Genomic DNA, 14,802 nt, shown 5'->3' on the forward strand with positions numbered 1-14,802 from the left:
AGGATAAGGATAAGAGACGGGATGTAAAGAGGCTGTCTATGGAACGGCCTCTTTTTGTTTAACAAGAGTTTGCGAGACTGGCTGCAGACGTTGAGTGGGAAGACTGATCGTTCAGGGGACACTCGGTGAAATTAGAAAACAGAGCGGGTTGAGCAATGCATCGCTGCTGGACTGTTTTGATGTCCTGACAGAGGCGTGAACGATGACGGGCAAAAAAATATTCATGATAAGATTCATTCGGGAATGGCATTTTCATTGGAACGTCATTCTGTCTTTGACTGGACGATAACCCTGTATGTTCTTGTCCCTGCCCTGATTATAGCGCCCTTTCTGTATGCGGACTTTTGGCGCAATATACTTATTTACTGGGACGGACAGCTTCCATTTTCTCTATTATTACTGGTGATTCTTTTTCTGTCGGCAGGGGGCAACATCAGAACGTATCTCTTCGATGCCGATTTGCTTTTTCTTATTCAGCGAAGAGATATCCTGGGCCAGTTAAAGAAGGGCGGATTCCTGTTTTCCATATTTCTTGCCTTTTCGGGCGTTGCCTTGATTTTTATTGTCATGTTGCCGGTGCTGGTAAACATCTATCATTTTTCTCTAATAGAAATTCTGTGTCTGTACTTGGCAGTCTGCGCGTTCAAACTATTCATTCTCACCATAAAGAAAACGATCGATCGCACCATATACAGGTGGATACTCTATCTAGTGCTCTTTATAGGATCGGTTCGTCTAATTGCGAGCCTGAGTTCCGTCCTGTACGGAATCTGCGGAGCTGTCTGTATTTTAGCGATTGTTTGCTTTCATATGGCGCAGCTGAAGAAAACAAACAGATGGTTCCGGGAACTGGAAATTGACGAAAGGGAAAGAAATAAATATATCAAATTTATATTACATTTCTCAGCTGAAGTGGAAAAACAGCCAGTCAGCAGACGGAAGAAACCGCTGCTCTTATTCAGGCATTCCGGACGGCTTTTTAAAAAGAGGGATAAGGAGCACGGTTTGCTGGAATTATTGCTCAAAACATTCCTAAGAAATAAAAGCTATGTCTTTTCCTATTATCAGATCATTGTGGTTACCTGTTTAGCCATCACAGTCCTGCCTCTCTGGTTGAAATGGATTGTCGCAATCATCTTTAATTTTTTTGTGAACGCGTGGCTGAAAATCCTGTTCAAGAAAATGCTGGCGAATGATTTTTTTACCGTTGTTCCTCTTAATGATCAAATAAAAGATTCAGTATGGGTTCGTTTCAGTAAATGGGTCTCGCTGCCTCCTGTGCTGGTTATTTTGGGGCTGACCGCAATCCTTACGTTTTTAAGACGATAAGTTGAGCTGGACAGGAAGCCTGAAGTATCAGGGAATACTTTTTCAGTTCATTCACACCGCCCGTGTTTTCCACATATAAAGGTTTAGCGGCGCGCTTTTGACTATTCGGGATAATGGGAGGGGAGTAAGCGGTGAAGCCCGGATTTGTTCCAGACAATACAAACATTAAGAAAACAAGCGGTACACCGAATCTGTTTTATGATCCAAGAGACAATCTTTTTTTTAAACGGGACGCGGGAAATGCGGCCTACGAAGTCAGCTCAACACAATTACCTGCTTTGGCAGGCGGGGCCTTCGTAGATCTCTACCTGACAGAAGGACACATCCGGGAACCTCATTGGCACCCGAATGCCTGGGAATTGGATGTTGTTGTTTCAGGCGAAGCGGTCATCTCAGTTATTGATCCGGATCATGACCGGATGCACAGCTACACAGCAAAACCCGGCCAGGTCGTTTTTATTCCCATGGCATGGTGGCACTGGATCAGACCGCGATCAGGAAAACTTCATCTCCATCTCTTTTTTAACAACGATCAGTTTGAAACGGCTGAAGGGTCCGATACACTCCGCCTGACACCGCCGGAAGTTTTCCAGCTTTCTTACGGCATTGATGCACGTAAAGCAGCAGAAATTTTATCTTGCATCAAAGAGTCGGTTGTCATCGGGCCTCCTGAAGGGAACAGATTGGAAACCGGAGAACGGCAGAGCCCAAAAGCCACCCGGCTAAAACAGGATAACCAATCTGGAAAGAATAAAAATATAGTGATCATCATAAATGACAAACCGATCCATTTCTGACGCGGATCGGTTTGTCATTAAATTGATTCTGGTTTTCTTTTTTTAAACACATAATATTTCATCAGATAAAAGCTTGCCAATGAAGAAAGCACCATGGACATCAACTTTGAGGTGTTCTGTGCGATCCAGGCATTGTTAAAAAGTCCTTCCGTAACGAAAACGCCGCCGATGAATACCACGTTGCTTACAAGAAAACAGATGACGACCTGGACAATGTAATGCAATTTTTGTTTAGCTGTCCGATCTGAATTTCTTTTGAAGGTAATTCGCGAATTCAGAATATAGCTGTTAATCATCGTCAGAATATAGGCGATAGAATTATATAAAAGCAGCAGAGCGTGCAATTTTGTGGGAAAAAAGACAAGCAAGAGATTCATCGAGCCAAGATCAACGACGGCATTGGTCATTCCGATGATCGAAAACTGAGTAAACTGGAACAAGGGAAGGGCCTCCTCTCCGGTGCGTTGGTCCGGACCGTAAGCTGTTCAAATAGAAAAGCGTACTGCCAATGCAGCAAATATTCAAATCATATGATTTTTCTTTTGTTCACAGAAAGCGGGACTCCTTTAGCTACTTCTTTGTAAAACCCAAGCAGCTGTTCAGATGCTTTATTCCAGCCCAAATGAATGCTTTCCTGCCTCGCCGTTATTCTCATTGTATCGAGATACCGGGGAGTGGTGACAATCGAGAGCACTTTTTGAAGAAAATCATCCGGACGGTCCGGATCATAGAGCGTACCGCTCCTTCCGTTTTCGATCTGTTCACGCGAGGGGCCGCTGTCCGCGGCAACGACCGGAAGACCGGACGCCATGGCTTCAAGAATGACCAGGCCAAGCGTTTCCGTAGTCGACGGGAACACAAATAGATCGGACGAAGCATACGCCTCGGCCAATGCTTCATCATACAGGAAACCGGTAAATGTCACGTTGGAATGGCTGAAATAAGTTTCCAGCTCTTTTCGATGCGGTCCGTCGCCGACGAGTGCCAGCCATAAATCGGGAGAGGCCTCCAAAACCTCTCTGATCTTTTCGATCTCCTTTTCAGCAGCCAGCCTTCCTACATAAAGAAGCAGCGTTTTATCCGGATGGCCATCGGTCAATCGATGGCGCATGTTCGTACTTCTCATTTCCGGACGGAATCTCTGAAGATCCACGCCCCGTTTCCACAGATGAACATTCCGGAACTTTCTCTTTTCCAGTTCTTCTTTCACAGTCTGAGACGTGCAGAGGTTCATTTCCGCCTGATTGTGCATGGAACGGAAATATCGCCAGATTAAAGGCTTAAACAGGGACAGGTGATAATAATTCATGTACTGAGCCACATTTGTGTGATAAGAGGCGATTAAAGGAAGTCTCAGCCGCTTCGCGTAGAAAACACCGGCCAGTCCGAGAAGCGCCGGATTCACGATGTGAACGATATCAGGCTGAAAAGATTCCAGGTATTTTTTAACGAGCGGATGCGGCAAGGCAAATTTTTTTGTTCGATAAAAGAACAGCCGGTGAGCAGGAATCCCTTTGACAGGTATTCCTTCATACTCGTTCACACCCAGGTCCGGGGCGATGATCAGAATCTGATGTCCCTGGGACTTAAGCCATCCGACACTTTCACATAACCGCGTCACAATTCCATCCGTAGAAGGGAGAAAGGTTTCCGTAACGATCGCTATTTTCATCCTGAAATCACCTCGCCGGTTATCGCCATGTAATGGTCGGCATGACATTCTCAGCGATCACGCGTTCTTTATACTGAACAACCGCATGCAAAATATTTCGAATAACGTCATCGGTCAGCAGATGAGGCTTCAGTCCCAGCTGCTGCAGTTTCGTATTCTTTGCGTGAAAGAAATGCTCTTCCAGCTCGACACGCGGGTCTTTAAGGTGATCGATTTTTACAGGCATGCCTTCTTCGTCGGCGACATTCTGTACTTTCCGGGCCAGATCCAGAACGGAGAATTCTTCAGTGAACTGATTAAAGACGCGGAATTCGCCGAGATCCGCAGGATTTTCCGCCGCGATTTCGATACAGCGGACGGTATCCATGATGTTGAGAAATCCCCTGGTCTGCCCGCCTTTTCCGTAAACGGTCAGCGGATGCCCGATTGCGGTTTGAATGATGAACCGGTTAAGAGCGGTTCCGAATACACCGTCATAGTCGAGCCGGTTAATCAGGGAAGGATCCATCAGTGTTTCGTCGGTGTACAGGCCATACACAATACCCTGGTTCAAATCGGTCGCCCTGATGCCAAAGGTTTTGCAGGCAAACATGATATTATGGCTGTCATGGACTTTGGACAGATGGTACATCGAACCCGGCTGTTTTGGGAAAGGCAGGACGTCTTCACGCCCTTCGTGTTCGATACGGATGAAGCCTTCTTCAATCGGGATATTCGGATTTCCATACTCGCCCATGGTTCCAAGCTTAATCAAATGGCATTCGGGAACAATCTCCTTGATACCGTAAAGAACATTCAGCGTGCCGACAACATTATTTACCTGCGTAAAAACAGCGTGTTCTCGATCGATCATCGAGTAAGGCGCCGAGCGCTGTTCAGCAAAATGAACAAAGGCATCCGGTCCGACTTGTCTGAGTACCTGACTCAGGAAATCGTAGTGATTCAAATCGCCTTCATATATGTCGATGGTTTTTCCGGTGAGCTCTTTCCATTTTGCGACTCTCTCTTTCAAAGTCAGAATCGGAGTCAGGGAATTGGAATGCAGCTCTTTGTCCCATTTTCTTCTCGAAAAATTATCAATAATTGACACTTCATGGCCCTTTTTCGAAAGATACAGAGCGGTCGGCCATCCGCAGAATCCATCTCCACCTGCAACAATAATCTTCATGTCATGGCACTCCTATTGGGTTAGTTTTAACGCTCGTGCTGCGGTTGCTGTCTGATACTTTATTCATAAAGCTAATGCGGACAAAAAACTTTCCGTGTCCATTCATTCCCGCTGATTTTCTGAAAGACAACAACAGGGAAAAGCAAAAAAGTTGAGAAAAGATCACTTGCCTTGTAAAAATCAGCAAATGGCCTCTTTTGACAAACACTACCATTATATCAGTCAAACATGAAAAATTACTGAAAAAAAGATTAAAACTAGCTTAAGATTTTTTTTCGTAACGCATAGATTGATTGAATCATGAAAGCAGCCAAAGACCGCTTAATATGCAGAACCGAAAAAAACCGGTTTTCATGCGTTCAAAGAAACGTGCAGTTCGAGCATCCGCTGTAAATTTAGGGACTATGGTTCGTAAGGAAAAAAGCATTTGCCGGGAAACTCGTTAAAATTTAGAAAGGGAAGGACAAAATGATTTGATGTCCGGCTGATTAACGATAAAATAAAAACAAGAAACTTAAAATTAAACGGTTTATTTGGGCCATCAAGTCCGGCCCTCTCTACATTTTCAGCCCTTTCCGAGGGGCGGAAGCGGGAGGCGAACGCTTGTGTCCGGTCGCAAAAACAGGCGAAGACAGGCAGCATTCGGATTCATGTCAGTTGCGTTGTTTTTCTTTGCGAAGGTTAAATACCTTTTAATAATTTTGAAATTCACAAAGCTGTCCACACTGATTACACTCTTCCTGTCGCTTGGCGTCTATGCAATTGCCTACGGCTGGGCATTTGCTATCGCCTTAATGTATTCTCTCGTTTTGCATGAATCCGGGCATATGCTCGCTGCCAAACAGCGAAAAATCGAAACATCGGCTATTTTTTTTATTCCTTTTATCGGCGCGGCAGCAGGGCTTAAAGGAGAGCCCAAGCATTCAAAGGATGAGAGCTTTGTCGCTTATGGCGGCCCCTTTCTGGGAGCCGTTGCCACAGTCTTCGCGCTCGGTCTGTACCTTGTGACGCGCGCCGATGTGTGGCTTCTGGCGGTCTACTTAGGATCCATTATCAATCTTTTTAATCTCATTCCGATCTCTCCGCTCGACGGCGGAAGGATTGTAACTGTGATTTCGCCGAAAATATGGTTTGCCGGTCTGCTGCTATTAGGCGCTTTTATGTTTATAGCGCCTAACCCAATCTTGCTTGTTATCCTGCTCATCGGGGTTACCCAAGTCATTATTCAAATTCGTGAACCTTATGCTGGCCGGCTGACTGAAGCCTATCTGAGAATGTTATACAGGAGAAAAGAGGATTTCGGCAAACTTCAGGAGAACGAGGATATTTATCAGCGTAATTTAACGATTTACAAAGATGAACGGCATCGGTCAAATCTCATGGAAAGAATCAGACGGCTGAAAGAGCGGAAAAGATCAGGAAAAATTTTTCAGAAAGCACGGCTTTATTTATTGAAAAAGCAGGCGGAAATTTATCATGAAACGTCATTAGAAGGTCCGGACGACAGCTTAAAGTGGCTTGAAGAAACAATCAAAAGTGAAGAAAAGAAATATAAGCGCGCCAAAAATTATTTTAAGACATCAATCAGAGAAAAAATAGTAGTCGGCATGGCCTATGTATGCCTGACAGTTTTTCTCGGCGCCCTGTATTTTGTGAGCCAGGGAATGCTTCCGCCCCCGTCAAATCTATAGGGTAGATTGAGTTTCGAATCACTGATATTTGCCGTTATGATGACTATGAATGTGCTGGTCGGAAAGAAAAGAGACATTGATTGTTCAAGAAGCAAGAACTTAAAGGCGGTGTTCCCCGGTGACTAAATGGAGAACGAGAGAACAACTGATAGAGCTGTTGTGCGATCTCGTGAAAATTCCGAGTATTTCGGAGTCGGAAGCTGAAAAAATGTTTCCGGATGTCGTTATCAACCAATTATCCGATTTGTCCTATTTTAAAAAAAATCCTGATCATCTGAAAAAAACACCGACGGGAGACGGCCGTTTTTATGCAACGGCTCTTGTGAAACACCGATCATCCGTCAAAGAAACTGTTATTCTCTTCAGCCACTTCGATGTTGTCGGTGTCCAGGATTATGGGAGATGGAAGGAGGCCGCCTTCCAACCGGAAGAACTGACACAGATGTTTTATCAAAACGGTATCAACTGTACTGAGCAGGTCCGCCGGGATATAGAAACGGGCAACTGGCTTTTTGGAAGGGGAACGATGGACATGAAGTGCGGACTCGCTTTGCACCTGTCCATGATCGAATGGGCCTGCGAAGGAGAGTTTGACGGGAATATACTGCTTGTTTCCGTACCGGATGAAGAAGCGAATTCCATCGGCATGAGAGCCGCTGTTCCGGGTCTGGTTGAAATTGCGGAAGAGTTTAATCTCAGCTATATTTTCGCACTCAACGCCGAACCGATGTTTACAGCGTATCCGGGAGATCGTAACAAGTATATTTATACCGGATCGATCGGGAAAATCATGCCCGGTTTTCTATGCTGCGGAAAAGCCACCCATGTCGGTGAACCATTTGCCGGACTAAACGGAAACTTTATGGCTTCCGTTCTAACTTCAGAGCTGGAGCTGGACACGGAACTATGCGATTCGGATGAAGGGAACGCTGCTCCTCCCCCGAGCAATTTAATGCAACGTGATCTGAAAGAGGGCTACTCCGTGCAAATTCCGCATCGTGCGGTGACTTTATTTAACTTTTTTCTGCTGGAAAGGACGGTCAAAGAGGCTGTCTCTTTGCTTCGCCAAAAAGCAGGACAGGCGGCCTTAAAGATTGAAAGAACTTTTAATGAGCGGGCCGAACGTTTCTCCGAACGCACATCTTCATCTCCGGCGAGTGTAAAGGTCAATGTGATGACTTATGAGGAACTGAGCGGTTACGCCTGCGAACGGCTTGGAAAGAAGCGGGTCCGTTCGGAACTGGAACAGGTGCTCAGCCGACGCGGTGAACTGGATGACCGCGGGATCACGATCAAATTGGCGGACCGGTTATCGAGCATGTGTAAGGAACTGGAGCCTCTCATCGTTATCTTCTTTGCCCCGCCCTTTTATCCGGCTGTCAGCTCGCACCAACTTCCTTTGGTACAGGAAGTTATTTCGAAAGTTGGAACATACGCTGGCGATTCTCATCATATTCAGATGATCTGGCGGCATTATTTCAACGGCATTTCCGATTTAAGCTACATCGGACTGGCCAATGAAAAGGCGACGATGGACACACTGATCACAAACATGCCATTATGGAACAAAGGTTATTCCATTCCCTTTAAAGAAATTGAAAAACTATCCGTACCTGTAATCAATCTCGGGCCGGTGGGAAGGGATGCCCATCAATGGACCGAACGTCTGGATACGGATTATGCATTTGGTCCGCTTCCGGACATGCTGCGTTTCTGTATCCATCAAATATTCTCATTAAGCAAGCAAACGGCCAAGTCTGCTAAATAGAGTAAGACGGAAAATTCGTGACTCAATTTCAATCCAAACAAAACAGGCGTGATCCACAACGGGTTTGTGCCTGTTTTATTATTTGCAGGGAGAAGCATGTGAATGTACCTGGATCGGTGCACTGATGGTACTGGCCGCCGCGTTCTTTGGCCGTTCTGGCAGGCGGCGCTTTGTTTGCTCTTGGACTGCTTACGCCACTCTCAGCGGTATTGATTACAGGCACAATGATTGTAGCCATTGCGACCGTTCATGCAAAAAACGGCTATTGGGTGACTGGAAATGGCTACGAATATAACCTGCTTATTACTGCTGTTGTCATCGGCGTCGCTCTGATTGGTGCAGGCAGTTACGGCCTTGATTCCATTATCTTCAGATAAATAATTAAAAACGGCGTATTGTTGAAAAGATGCAATAAAAATCAAAAAACACGTGCCGAACACCTTTCTGGCTCCTGTTTTAAGCAGGGTAACCGGAAAAGGTGTTCATATTTTTACAGAACAAAGTCATCTCAATAGAGGAAAAAGATGTTATTTGTGTACCTATGGAATTTAAAGGAAAAAAGGAAAACAGTCATTGCTGATCCTTGTGAAAGGGGGATCGGCATTTCTATTTTTTGTAAAATAAGAGCATCTAATAAACTGTTCCTTTTGTGTCGCGGTTTCTTGCTTTTTCCTGATTTGTTTTCTGAAATATCAAAACCAATAAATTTATGATAAGTTAAGTGTTAAAAAGATGTAATCGGTATAACCGGCTAAATGTGTTACTATTAATTTGTCGATGAAGTTCGGATCGACTACATAGAAGACTCGGATTGTAAACGATAACTTTGGAATGGGAAACAAAAAATCTGGAGGAGTGTTTTATGAAAAAATCAGTTTTACCTGTCGCGATCATCGGGGGTCTGGTTCTGACGGGAACGATAGGCGCTCAACACGCGCTGGCGGCAACTCCCGTCAGTGTTGCCATGCAGGGCATTGGACAGCAGTATGTGTGGGGAGGAAATGATTGCTCGGGCTTTACGATGAATGTGTTCAAACAGTTTGGAATCGATCTGCCGCATAACGCCGCAGCGCAGGCTAATTATGGAACCTATGTCAGCCAGAATAACCTTCAGCCAGGCGATCTTGTATTCTTCAGTACATATGCACCCGGCATTACTCACGTGGGGATATATGTAGGTAACAATATGATGATCAGTTCCGAAAACGAGCAGGTCGGCGTTCGCGAAACACAGATTTTCGGAGGCGGCGCTTCAAGCTATTGGGCTCCGAGATATGTGACTGCACGCCGCCTGATCAGCAATTCGTCCGATTCTGCGAGTGCTTCACCGGCACCTGTTGTAAAAGCCGTCAGCGCATCGCAGCCATCCGGTCAGCAACAAACTTCCGGCCCTCAAAAGCCGGCGGCTGCCCCGGTGACCCCGGCCACCCCGGCCGCTTCACAAACAGCAGGTTCTGCGATTAATGGAGCAACGTATACTATTCAAAAAGGTGATACGCTCTCATCGATCAGTTTGGCGGCGCATGTATCCGTATCCGAACTTAAAGCGCTGAACGGACTTTCTTCCGATCTGATTATCGCCGGACAAACGCTTAAACTGAGTGGACAAGCTCCCTCACCGGCAAAGCCTTCTGCGGATCAGACCTCGGCAAAACCGGTGAATCAGGTGCCTGCTTCAGCTCCTGCAGCCTCCGTTTCGAACCCGGCACAGAAGAACTTCTATATGGTCAGAACGGGCGACACGCTTTGGGCAATCTCCAGGCATGACGGGATCAGCATCAGCAAAATTCAGTTGATTAATCATCTGAAATCTACCACAATCTATCCTGGCCAAAAGTTGTACCTTCAGGAAACCACCCAAAAATATACAATCAAGAAAAATGACACACTTTGGGGGATCGCCACTTCCCACGGAACCACTGTCAGCCAGCTGATTAAAGCCAACAATCTGACTTCTACACTGATTTTTCCGAATCAGCAGCTTGTCATACCACAATAAAACCGTTTGTCTTGCAATCCAGAAGAGAGAGTGCCTGTTCATAAAGTCAGGCACTCTCTTTCTGCTTTTTCGACGATCCATGTTCAATTGCGAAATTTTTTTAAAAATAATGGTTGACACAGTTAACTTTTATCCGCTATGATAACCGATAGTTAATACAGTTATCTATTTTTCGGGAGGGAGCAGAACTTTGGAACTGGAATCGATCAAAGCTCTGATAAAAGACTACGAAGAACTGTCAATTTACACATCAAGCAAGATCCACGAAGTCGTTGAAGAAATCGTCAAAAAGCATTCGATCACTTTCGAACAGCTTTGCATCCTGAGAATGCTGGAACAAAGTCCGGGCCTCAGCCCCGTCCAGATTGCGGAAAGACTGGAGATCAATAAAAGCGGCGTCAGTATACGTGTCAACCGTCTGATGACCCGGGAGCTTATTGAAAAAAAGAAGATCGATAACCGGAGCTTCGGACTGTATAACACCGAAAGGGGCAGGGAGATTTTTCTGGAAGGGGAGCAGAAAATACAGCAACTTGTCGGTCGATGGATTCAGGAAGTGGGCGAAAAGGACAGCAAAGAATTCATTCGCATCTATAAGAAAATAAACGAAATCATAACAAAATCGGAGATTGAAAAATGAAGAAAATGATCACACTGCGCTGGGTGCTTTTAATCGTTTGGTTGGCCACACTAATCGTTCTGCTTATTACTGCACCGAATATGAACCAGCTCGTCCGGGATAAAGGGAGTTACGCACTGCCGAGTGATTACTCTTCGAGTATTGCTGCAACTTTGCAGAAAAAGCTGCAGGCAGCGAATGGCGGAACGACCTATATGGCAGTCTTTCATTCAGATACCGGATTGACAGCAGAAAATATGAAGGCGATTAAAAATACATTGCAGCGAATTAAAAATGAAAAAGCAAAGCTCCACATCATAAGTGTGACCGACAGTTTTGACAACGCGGGGCTGAAAAGCACATTGCTGTCGAAAAATAAGAAATCGCTGATGGCCGCTTTCCAAATTGAAAAAAATAAGAGTCTGACAACTCGGGAAGTCAGGTCGGCGATTGACGGCGAAGTGAAAACCAATGGAGTAACGACCTATTTGACCGGTGAAGCTCTGATCAATGACGACATGAGCACAGCAGCGGAAGAGGGGCTGAAAAAAACGGAGGGTATTACCGTTGCTTTTATACTGATTGTGCTCCTCCTCGTTTTCAGATCTGTCGTTGCCCCATTTGTTCCATTAGTCGCAGTCGGCATCAGCTATGTTGTCGCACAATCTGTCGTTTCCTTTCTCGTAAAATATTTTAATTTCCCAATTTCTAATTTCACACAAATTTTTATGGTTGCCATTATGTTCGGCATTGGAACGGATTACTGCATTTTGCTTTTAAGCCGTTTCAAAGAAGAACTGGCAAATGGAAGAGATAAAGTTCAGGCAACGTTGAACACCTATAAGACGGCGGGGCTTACCGTGCTTCACAGCGGCATCCCCGTACTGATCGCTTTTCTCGCCCTGGCTTTTGTTCAGTTCTCTTTATACCGAAGTGCCGTTGCGGTTGGGGTCGGTGTTGTCTTTCTAATGATGGCTTTATTTACGATTCTTCCGTTATTTACGGTCGGTCTTGGAAACAAGCTGTTCTGGCCGTTAAATCGAAACATGAAGCAGTCGAAAAGCAGAATCTGGGCGTGGGCGGGGAATCTCTCTTTTACCAAACCCGTTCTGGCGCTCCTCATCGTTGGCTTGTTCACCGTTCCGCCGATCATTTTTTATCACGGACAGCTTTCTTTCAACTCGCCCCAGGAAATACCGGACAAATATCCTTCGAAAACAGGTTTCAATATGATCTCCCGCGACTTCGGGGCGGGGAATATATCCCCGGCAACGATCTATTTTAAGAATGACGAGAACATGTGCAGCCCGGAATACGTTGCTCTGTTTGAGCGTATTTCCAATGAATTAAGCAAGAACGGGAATGTGGACAAGGTACTGAGTGTCTCCCGTCCGCTTGGCAGCAGGCTGAACGATATCTATGTGAAAAATCAGTCGCAGACGGTACATAAGGGATTGGCGAGTGCCTCGGGGGGAATCGGTCAAATCCAGGATAATTTGAAAAACACGAGTGATCAGATCAGCGCCTCGCAACCTTCGTTAAACGCTGCGAGATCCAATATCGATAAGCTGCAGGCGGGAACGCTTCAGACGAAAAACGGAATCGGTACTTTGCAGAATGCACTTGCGCAGATTTCCGGCGGTATCAAATCCGGTGCTTCAGGCACTTCGCAAATAAGAACGAACATTCAGATCGCAGAGACACAATTGGCTCAGCTGCAATCCGGTCAGACTCAACTCCAGAACGGCTACGGGCAGGTTGCAGCCAATCTGCAGAAAATCGCCGATCAGCTCCACGCTTTATCTGCTGCTTCCGGCCAGCCCGCGCCGATCGATACAGCGAAACTGACGGCGGCTTTCGCACATATCCAGAATGATTTATTAGCTTATATCAAAGCGAATCCGAATGTCACGAACGATCCGAAATTTGTGCAGTTAACTTCAGACCTTAAGCAGCTACCCGGAGTCACGCAGAATCTGATGCAATCGATTCAAGCGGAAATCGACAGACAAACAAAAACCGCTCAGGCTCAACTTAATGCGCTCAACGCGGGCATCCAGCAGCTGGCGGACGCGATGAATCAACTTAACAGCCAATCCTTACAGGTGGCGGATGGCCTCAGCCAGTTCCAGAGCGGCCTGTCGCAGATCGGCACCGGCCTCAGCCAGCTTGAGACCGGGCTGAATCAGGCGGCCGCCGGCCAGGATCAGGTGATCGCGCAGACACCTCAGTTATCCGGCGCATTGGCTCAGATCGCTTCAGGACAAAGTCAGATTCAATCGGGATTCGGACAGGTACAAAGTCAGATGGCCAGTCTGTCTTCCGGTCTTTCAAAGGGAGCGGCCGGTGCCCGGCAAATCAGAAACGGCATTGACTCGGCCAACAGTTTTATCAATAACTGGACCGAGGTTTCTTATGATGATTCCGGAATCTATGTACCGCAAGATATTTTCTCAAACCCTGATTTTAAAAAATCACTCGATCAATATATAAGCAAAGATGGAAAAGTCGCCAGCATCAGTATTATTTCAAAAGACGACCCGTATTCTAACCAAGGTATCAGCCATTTTCAGTCACTGGTTAAGCAGCTTCCTGACCTGCTGAAGGGTACTAAATTGGAAAATGCGCAGATTGGGATCGGCGGGGTCGCAAGTTCCAACAGCGATATTCAGAAAATGGCCAACTCGGATTATCAGCGCGCAGTATCTTTTGTCCTTATAGGCGTGTTCATCGCACTTGTTGTAGTATTAAGATCTCTGACCATGCCGGTCTATCTTATGGCTTCGTTACTGCTGACCTATTTTGCGGCGCTCGATTTAAGCGGGTTGATCTTTACGAAAATTTTCAGTTATTCGGGGCTGACCTGGACGACTCCGTTCTTTGGCTTTATCGTCCTGATAGCACTCGGTATTGATTACTCGATCTTTGTGATGACTCGATTTAACGAGTATGCCAGACTGGCGATTAAAGAGCGCATGCTGCTGACACTCTGGCATATGGGCGGTGTCATTTTTTCAGCTGTGATTATACTAGGCGGCACTTTTGCAGCCATGCTGCCGTCCGGTATGCTCTCACTTGTGGAGATTGCCGTGACCGTCATCATCGGGCTGCTGCTGTACGCGGTGATCGTCATTCCGCTGTTTGTCCCTGTTATGGTTAAACTTTTTGGGAGAGGCAATTGGTGGCCTTTTATATCTAGAAAAACGGATCGGATGTGGGCTTCAGCCAAACCTGAGGAACACCGGATTTCAGCAAAGTGAATCACAGATTCAGTGAAAGTCTGTGATTGGGCACAAGATCAGGAACCGTTTGGAAGAAGTTCGGGACGTGGAATTTCTTGTGGAAGGAGAAGAAGAGTCGTCCGGCCGAAATTTAGATAGAAAGTGACAAAAATCTTTGTATGCTGATTGACTCCATAAATGACATGAACGATAATGAAATGTAAATAAAGCTTTTTGGCACAAATGATCCGTTAAACCATTTGCACCGGTTTCGGGGACGGTTAAGACTTTTTGAATCCGCCAAAATGGATCAAAAAAAAGGAATAAAAATGAATCGATTTCTCAAACTAAGAAAAATAAGGATCATGAGTGACTTGAAAATGTTTTAGTATTTTTGTTCCATCTTCAAGCATATACACTAAAAAGCCGACTAAAACAAGTTGCTGTAGGCTGTACTGTTCACCAAAATCAGTCTAGGACAATAGAAAATATTTTATACACTTGTTTGATAAAAAAATAGGACAAATTGCTGAGATTT

10 protein-coding genes and 1 pseudogene are annotated in these 14,802 nt (G+C 45.6%); 8 read left to right on the forward strand and 3 right to left on the reverse strand.

Going from position 1 to position 14,802, the window contains the following annotated elements:
- Positions 1-243: 243 nt before the first annotated feature.
- Both IEX81_RS09615 and IEX81_RS09620 read left to right on the forward strand, forming a co-directional pair.
- Complete coding sequence (locus IEX81_RS09615) at positions 244-1,329, forward strand: ABC transporter permease (protein ID WP_188802871.1); 1,086 nt, start codon at positions 244-246, stop codon at positions 1,327-1,329.
- A gap of 131 nt (positions 1,330-1,460) precedes the next feature.
- A complete protein-coding gene (locus tag IEX81_RS09620; RefSeq protein WP_188802872.1) occupies positions 1,461-2,126 on the forward strand; it encodes a cupin domain-containing protein in 666 nt (221 codons plus the stop codon).
- A gap of 17 nt (positions 2,127-2,143) precedes the next feature.
- On the opposite strand, the gene IEX81_RS09625 is transcribed toward IEX81_RS09620, so the two are convergent.
- The 3 genes from IEX81_RS09625 to IEX81_RS09635 all read right to left on the reverse strand — a co-directional run bounded on the left by IEX81_RS09625 (position 2,144) and on the right by IEX81_RS09635 (position 4,966).
- The gene (locus IEX81_RS09625) at positions 2,144-2,566 is read right to left on the reverse strand and encodes a GtrA family protein (protein WP_229727552.1); all 423 of its coding nucleotides are present in this window, start codon (positions 2,564-2,566) and stop codon (positions 2,144-2,146) included.
- An 86-nt stretch (positions 2,567-2,652) separates the two neighbouring features.
- Positions 2,653-3,798 (reverse strand): glycosyltransferase family 4 protein, encoded by a 1,146-nt coding sequence (locus IEX81_RS09630; RefSeq protein ID WP_188802873.1) that lies wholly within the window; start codon positions 3,796-3,798, stop codon positions 2,653-2,655.
- 19 nt (positions 3,799-3,817) lie between these two features.
- A complete protein-coding gene (locus IEX81_RS09635) occupies positions 3,818-4,966 on the reverse strand; it encodes an NAD-dependent epimerase/dehydratase family protein (RefSeq protein ID WP_188802874.1) in 1,149 nt (382 codons plus the stop codon).
- Positions 4,967-5,571: 605 nt separating this feature from the next.
- Here IEX81_RS09635 and IEX81_RS09640 point away from each other — a divergent pair.
- From IEX81_RS09640 to IEX81_RS09665, 6 genes and pseudogenes are all read left to right on the forward strand, one after another.
- Positions 5,572-6,657 (forward strand): site-2 protease family protein, encoded by a 1,086-nt coding sequence (locus IEX81_RS09640; RefSeq protein WP_188802875.1) that lies wholly within the window; start codon positions 5,572-5,574, stop codon positions 6,655-6,657.
- 118 nt (positions 6,658-6,775) lie between these two features.
- Entirely contained in the window at positions 6,776-8,425 is a 1,650-nt protein-coding gene (locus IEX81_RS09645) for a M20/M25/M40 family metallo-hydrolase (RefSeq protein ID WP_188802876.1), read from the forward strand.
- A 146-nt stretch (positions 8,426-8,571) separates the two neighbouring features.
- Positions 8,572-8,802, forward strand: a pseudogene (locus tag IEX81_RS09650) (DoxX family protein); the annotation flags it as partial.
- Between the two features lie 485 nt (positions 8,803-9,287).
- Positions 9,288-10,424, forward strand: a complete 1,137-nt coding sequence (locus IEX81_RS09655) for a LysM peptidoglycan-binding domain-containing protein (RefSeq protein WP_188802878.1) — start codon at positions 9,288-9,290, stop codon at positions 10,422-10,424.
- Between the two features lie 190 nt (positions 10,425-10,614).
- Positions 10,615-11,064, forward strand: coding sequence for a MarR family winged helix-turn-helix transcriptional regulator (locus IEX81_RS09660; RefSeq protein WP_188802879.1), 450 nt, complete (start codon positions 10,615-10,617; stop codon positions 11,062-11,064).
- Positions 11,061-14,303, forward strand: a complete 3,243-nt coding sequence (locus IEX81_RS09665; protein WP_188802880.1) for an MMPL family transporter — start codon at positions 11,061-11,063, stop codon at positions 14,301-14,303. Before IEX81_RS09660 ends, IEX81_RS09665 begins: the two co-directional genes overlap by 4 nt.
- The last annotated feature ends 499 nt before the right edge of the window (positions 14,304-14,802 follow it).

This window comes from Sporolactobacillus putidus, from assembly GCF_014647035.1.
GTDB lineage: Bacteria > Bacillota > Bacilli > Bacillales > Sporolactobacillaceae > Sporolactobacillus > Sporolactobacillus putidus.

What these genes read in the sequence shown, in the direction of transcription:
- IEX81_RS09630 (WP_188802873.1), bottom strand. Translation starts at nt 3,798, where the DNA reads ATGAAAATAGCGATCGTTACGGAAACCTTTCTCCCTTCTACGGATGGA.
- IEX81_RS09655 (WP_188802878.1), top strand. Translation starts at nt 9,288, where the DNA reads ATGAAAAAATCAGTTTTACCTGTCGCGATCATCGGGGGTCTGGTTCTG.
- IEX81_RS09635 (WP_188802874.1), bottom strand. Translation starts at nt 4,966, where the DNA reads ATGAAGATTATTGTTGCAGGTGGAGATGGATTCTGCGGATGGCCGACC.
- IEX81_RS09665 (WP_188802880.1), top strand. Translation starts at nt 11,061, where the DNA reads ATGAAGAAAATGATCACACTGCGCTGGGTGCTTTTAATCGTTTGGTTG.
- IEX81_RS09615 (WP_188802871.1), top strand. Translation starts at nt 244, where the DNA reads ATGGCATTTTCATTGGAACGTCATTCTGTCTTTGACTGGACGATAACC.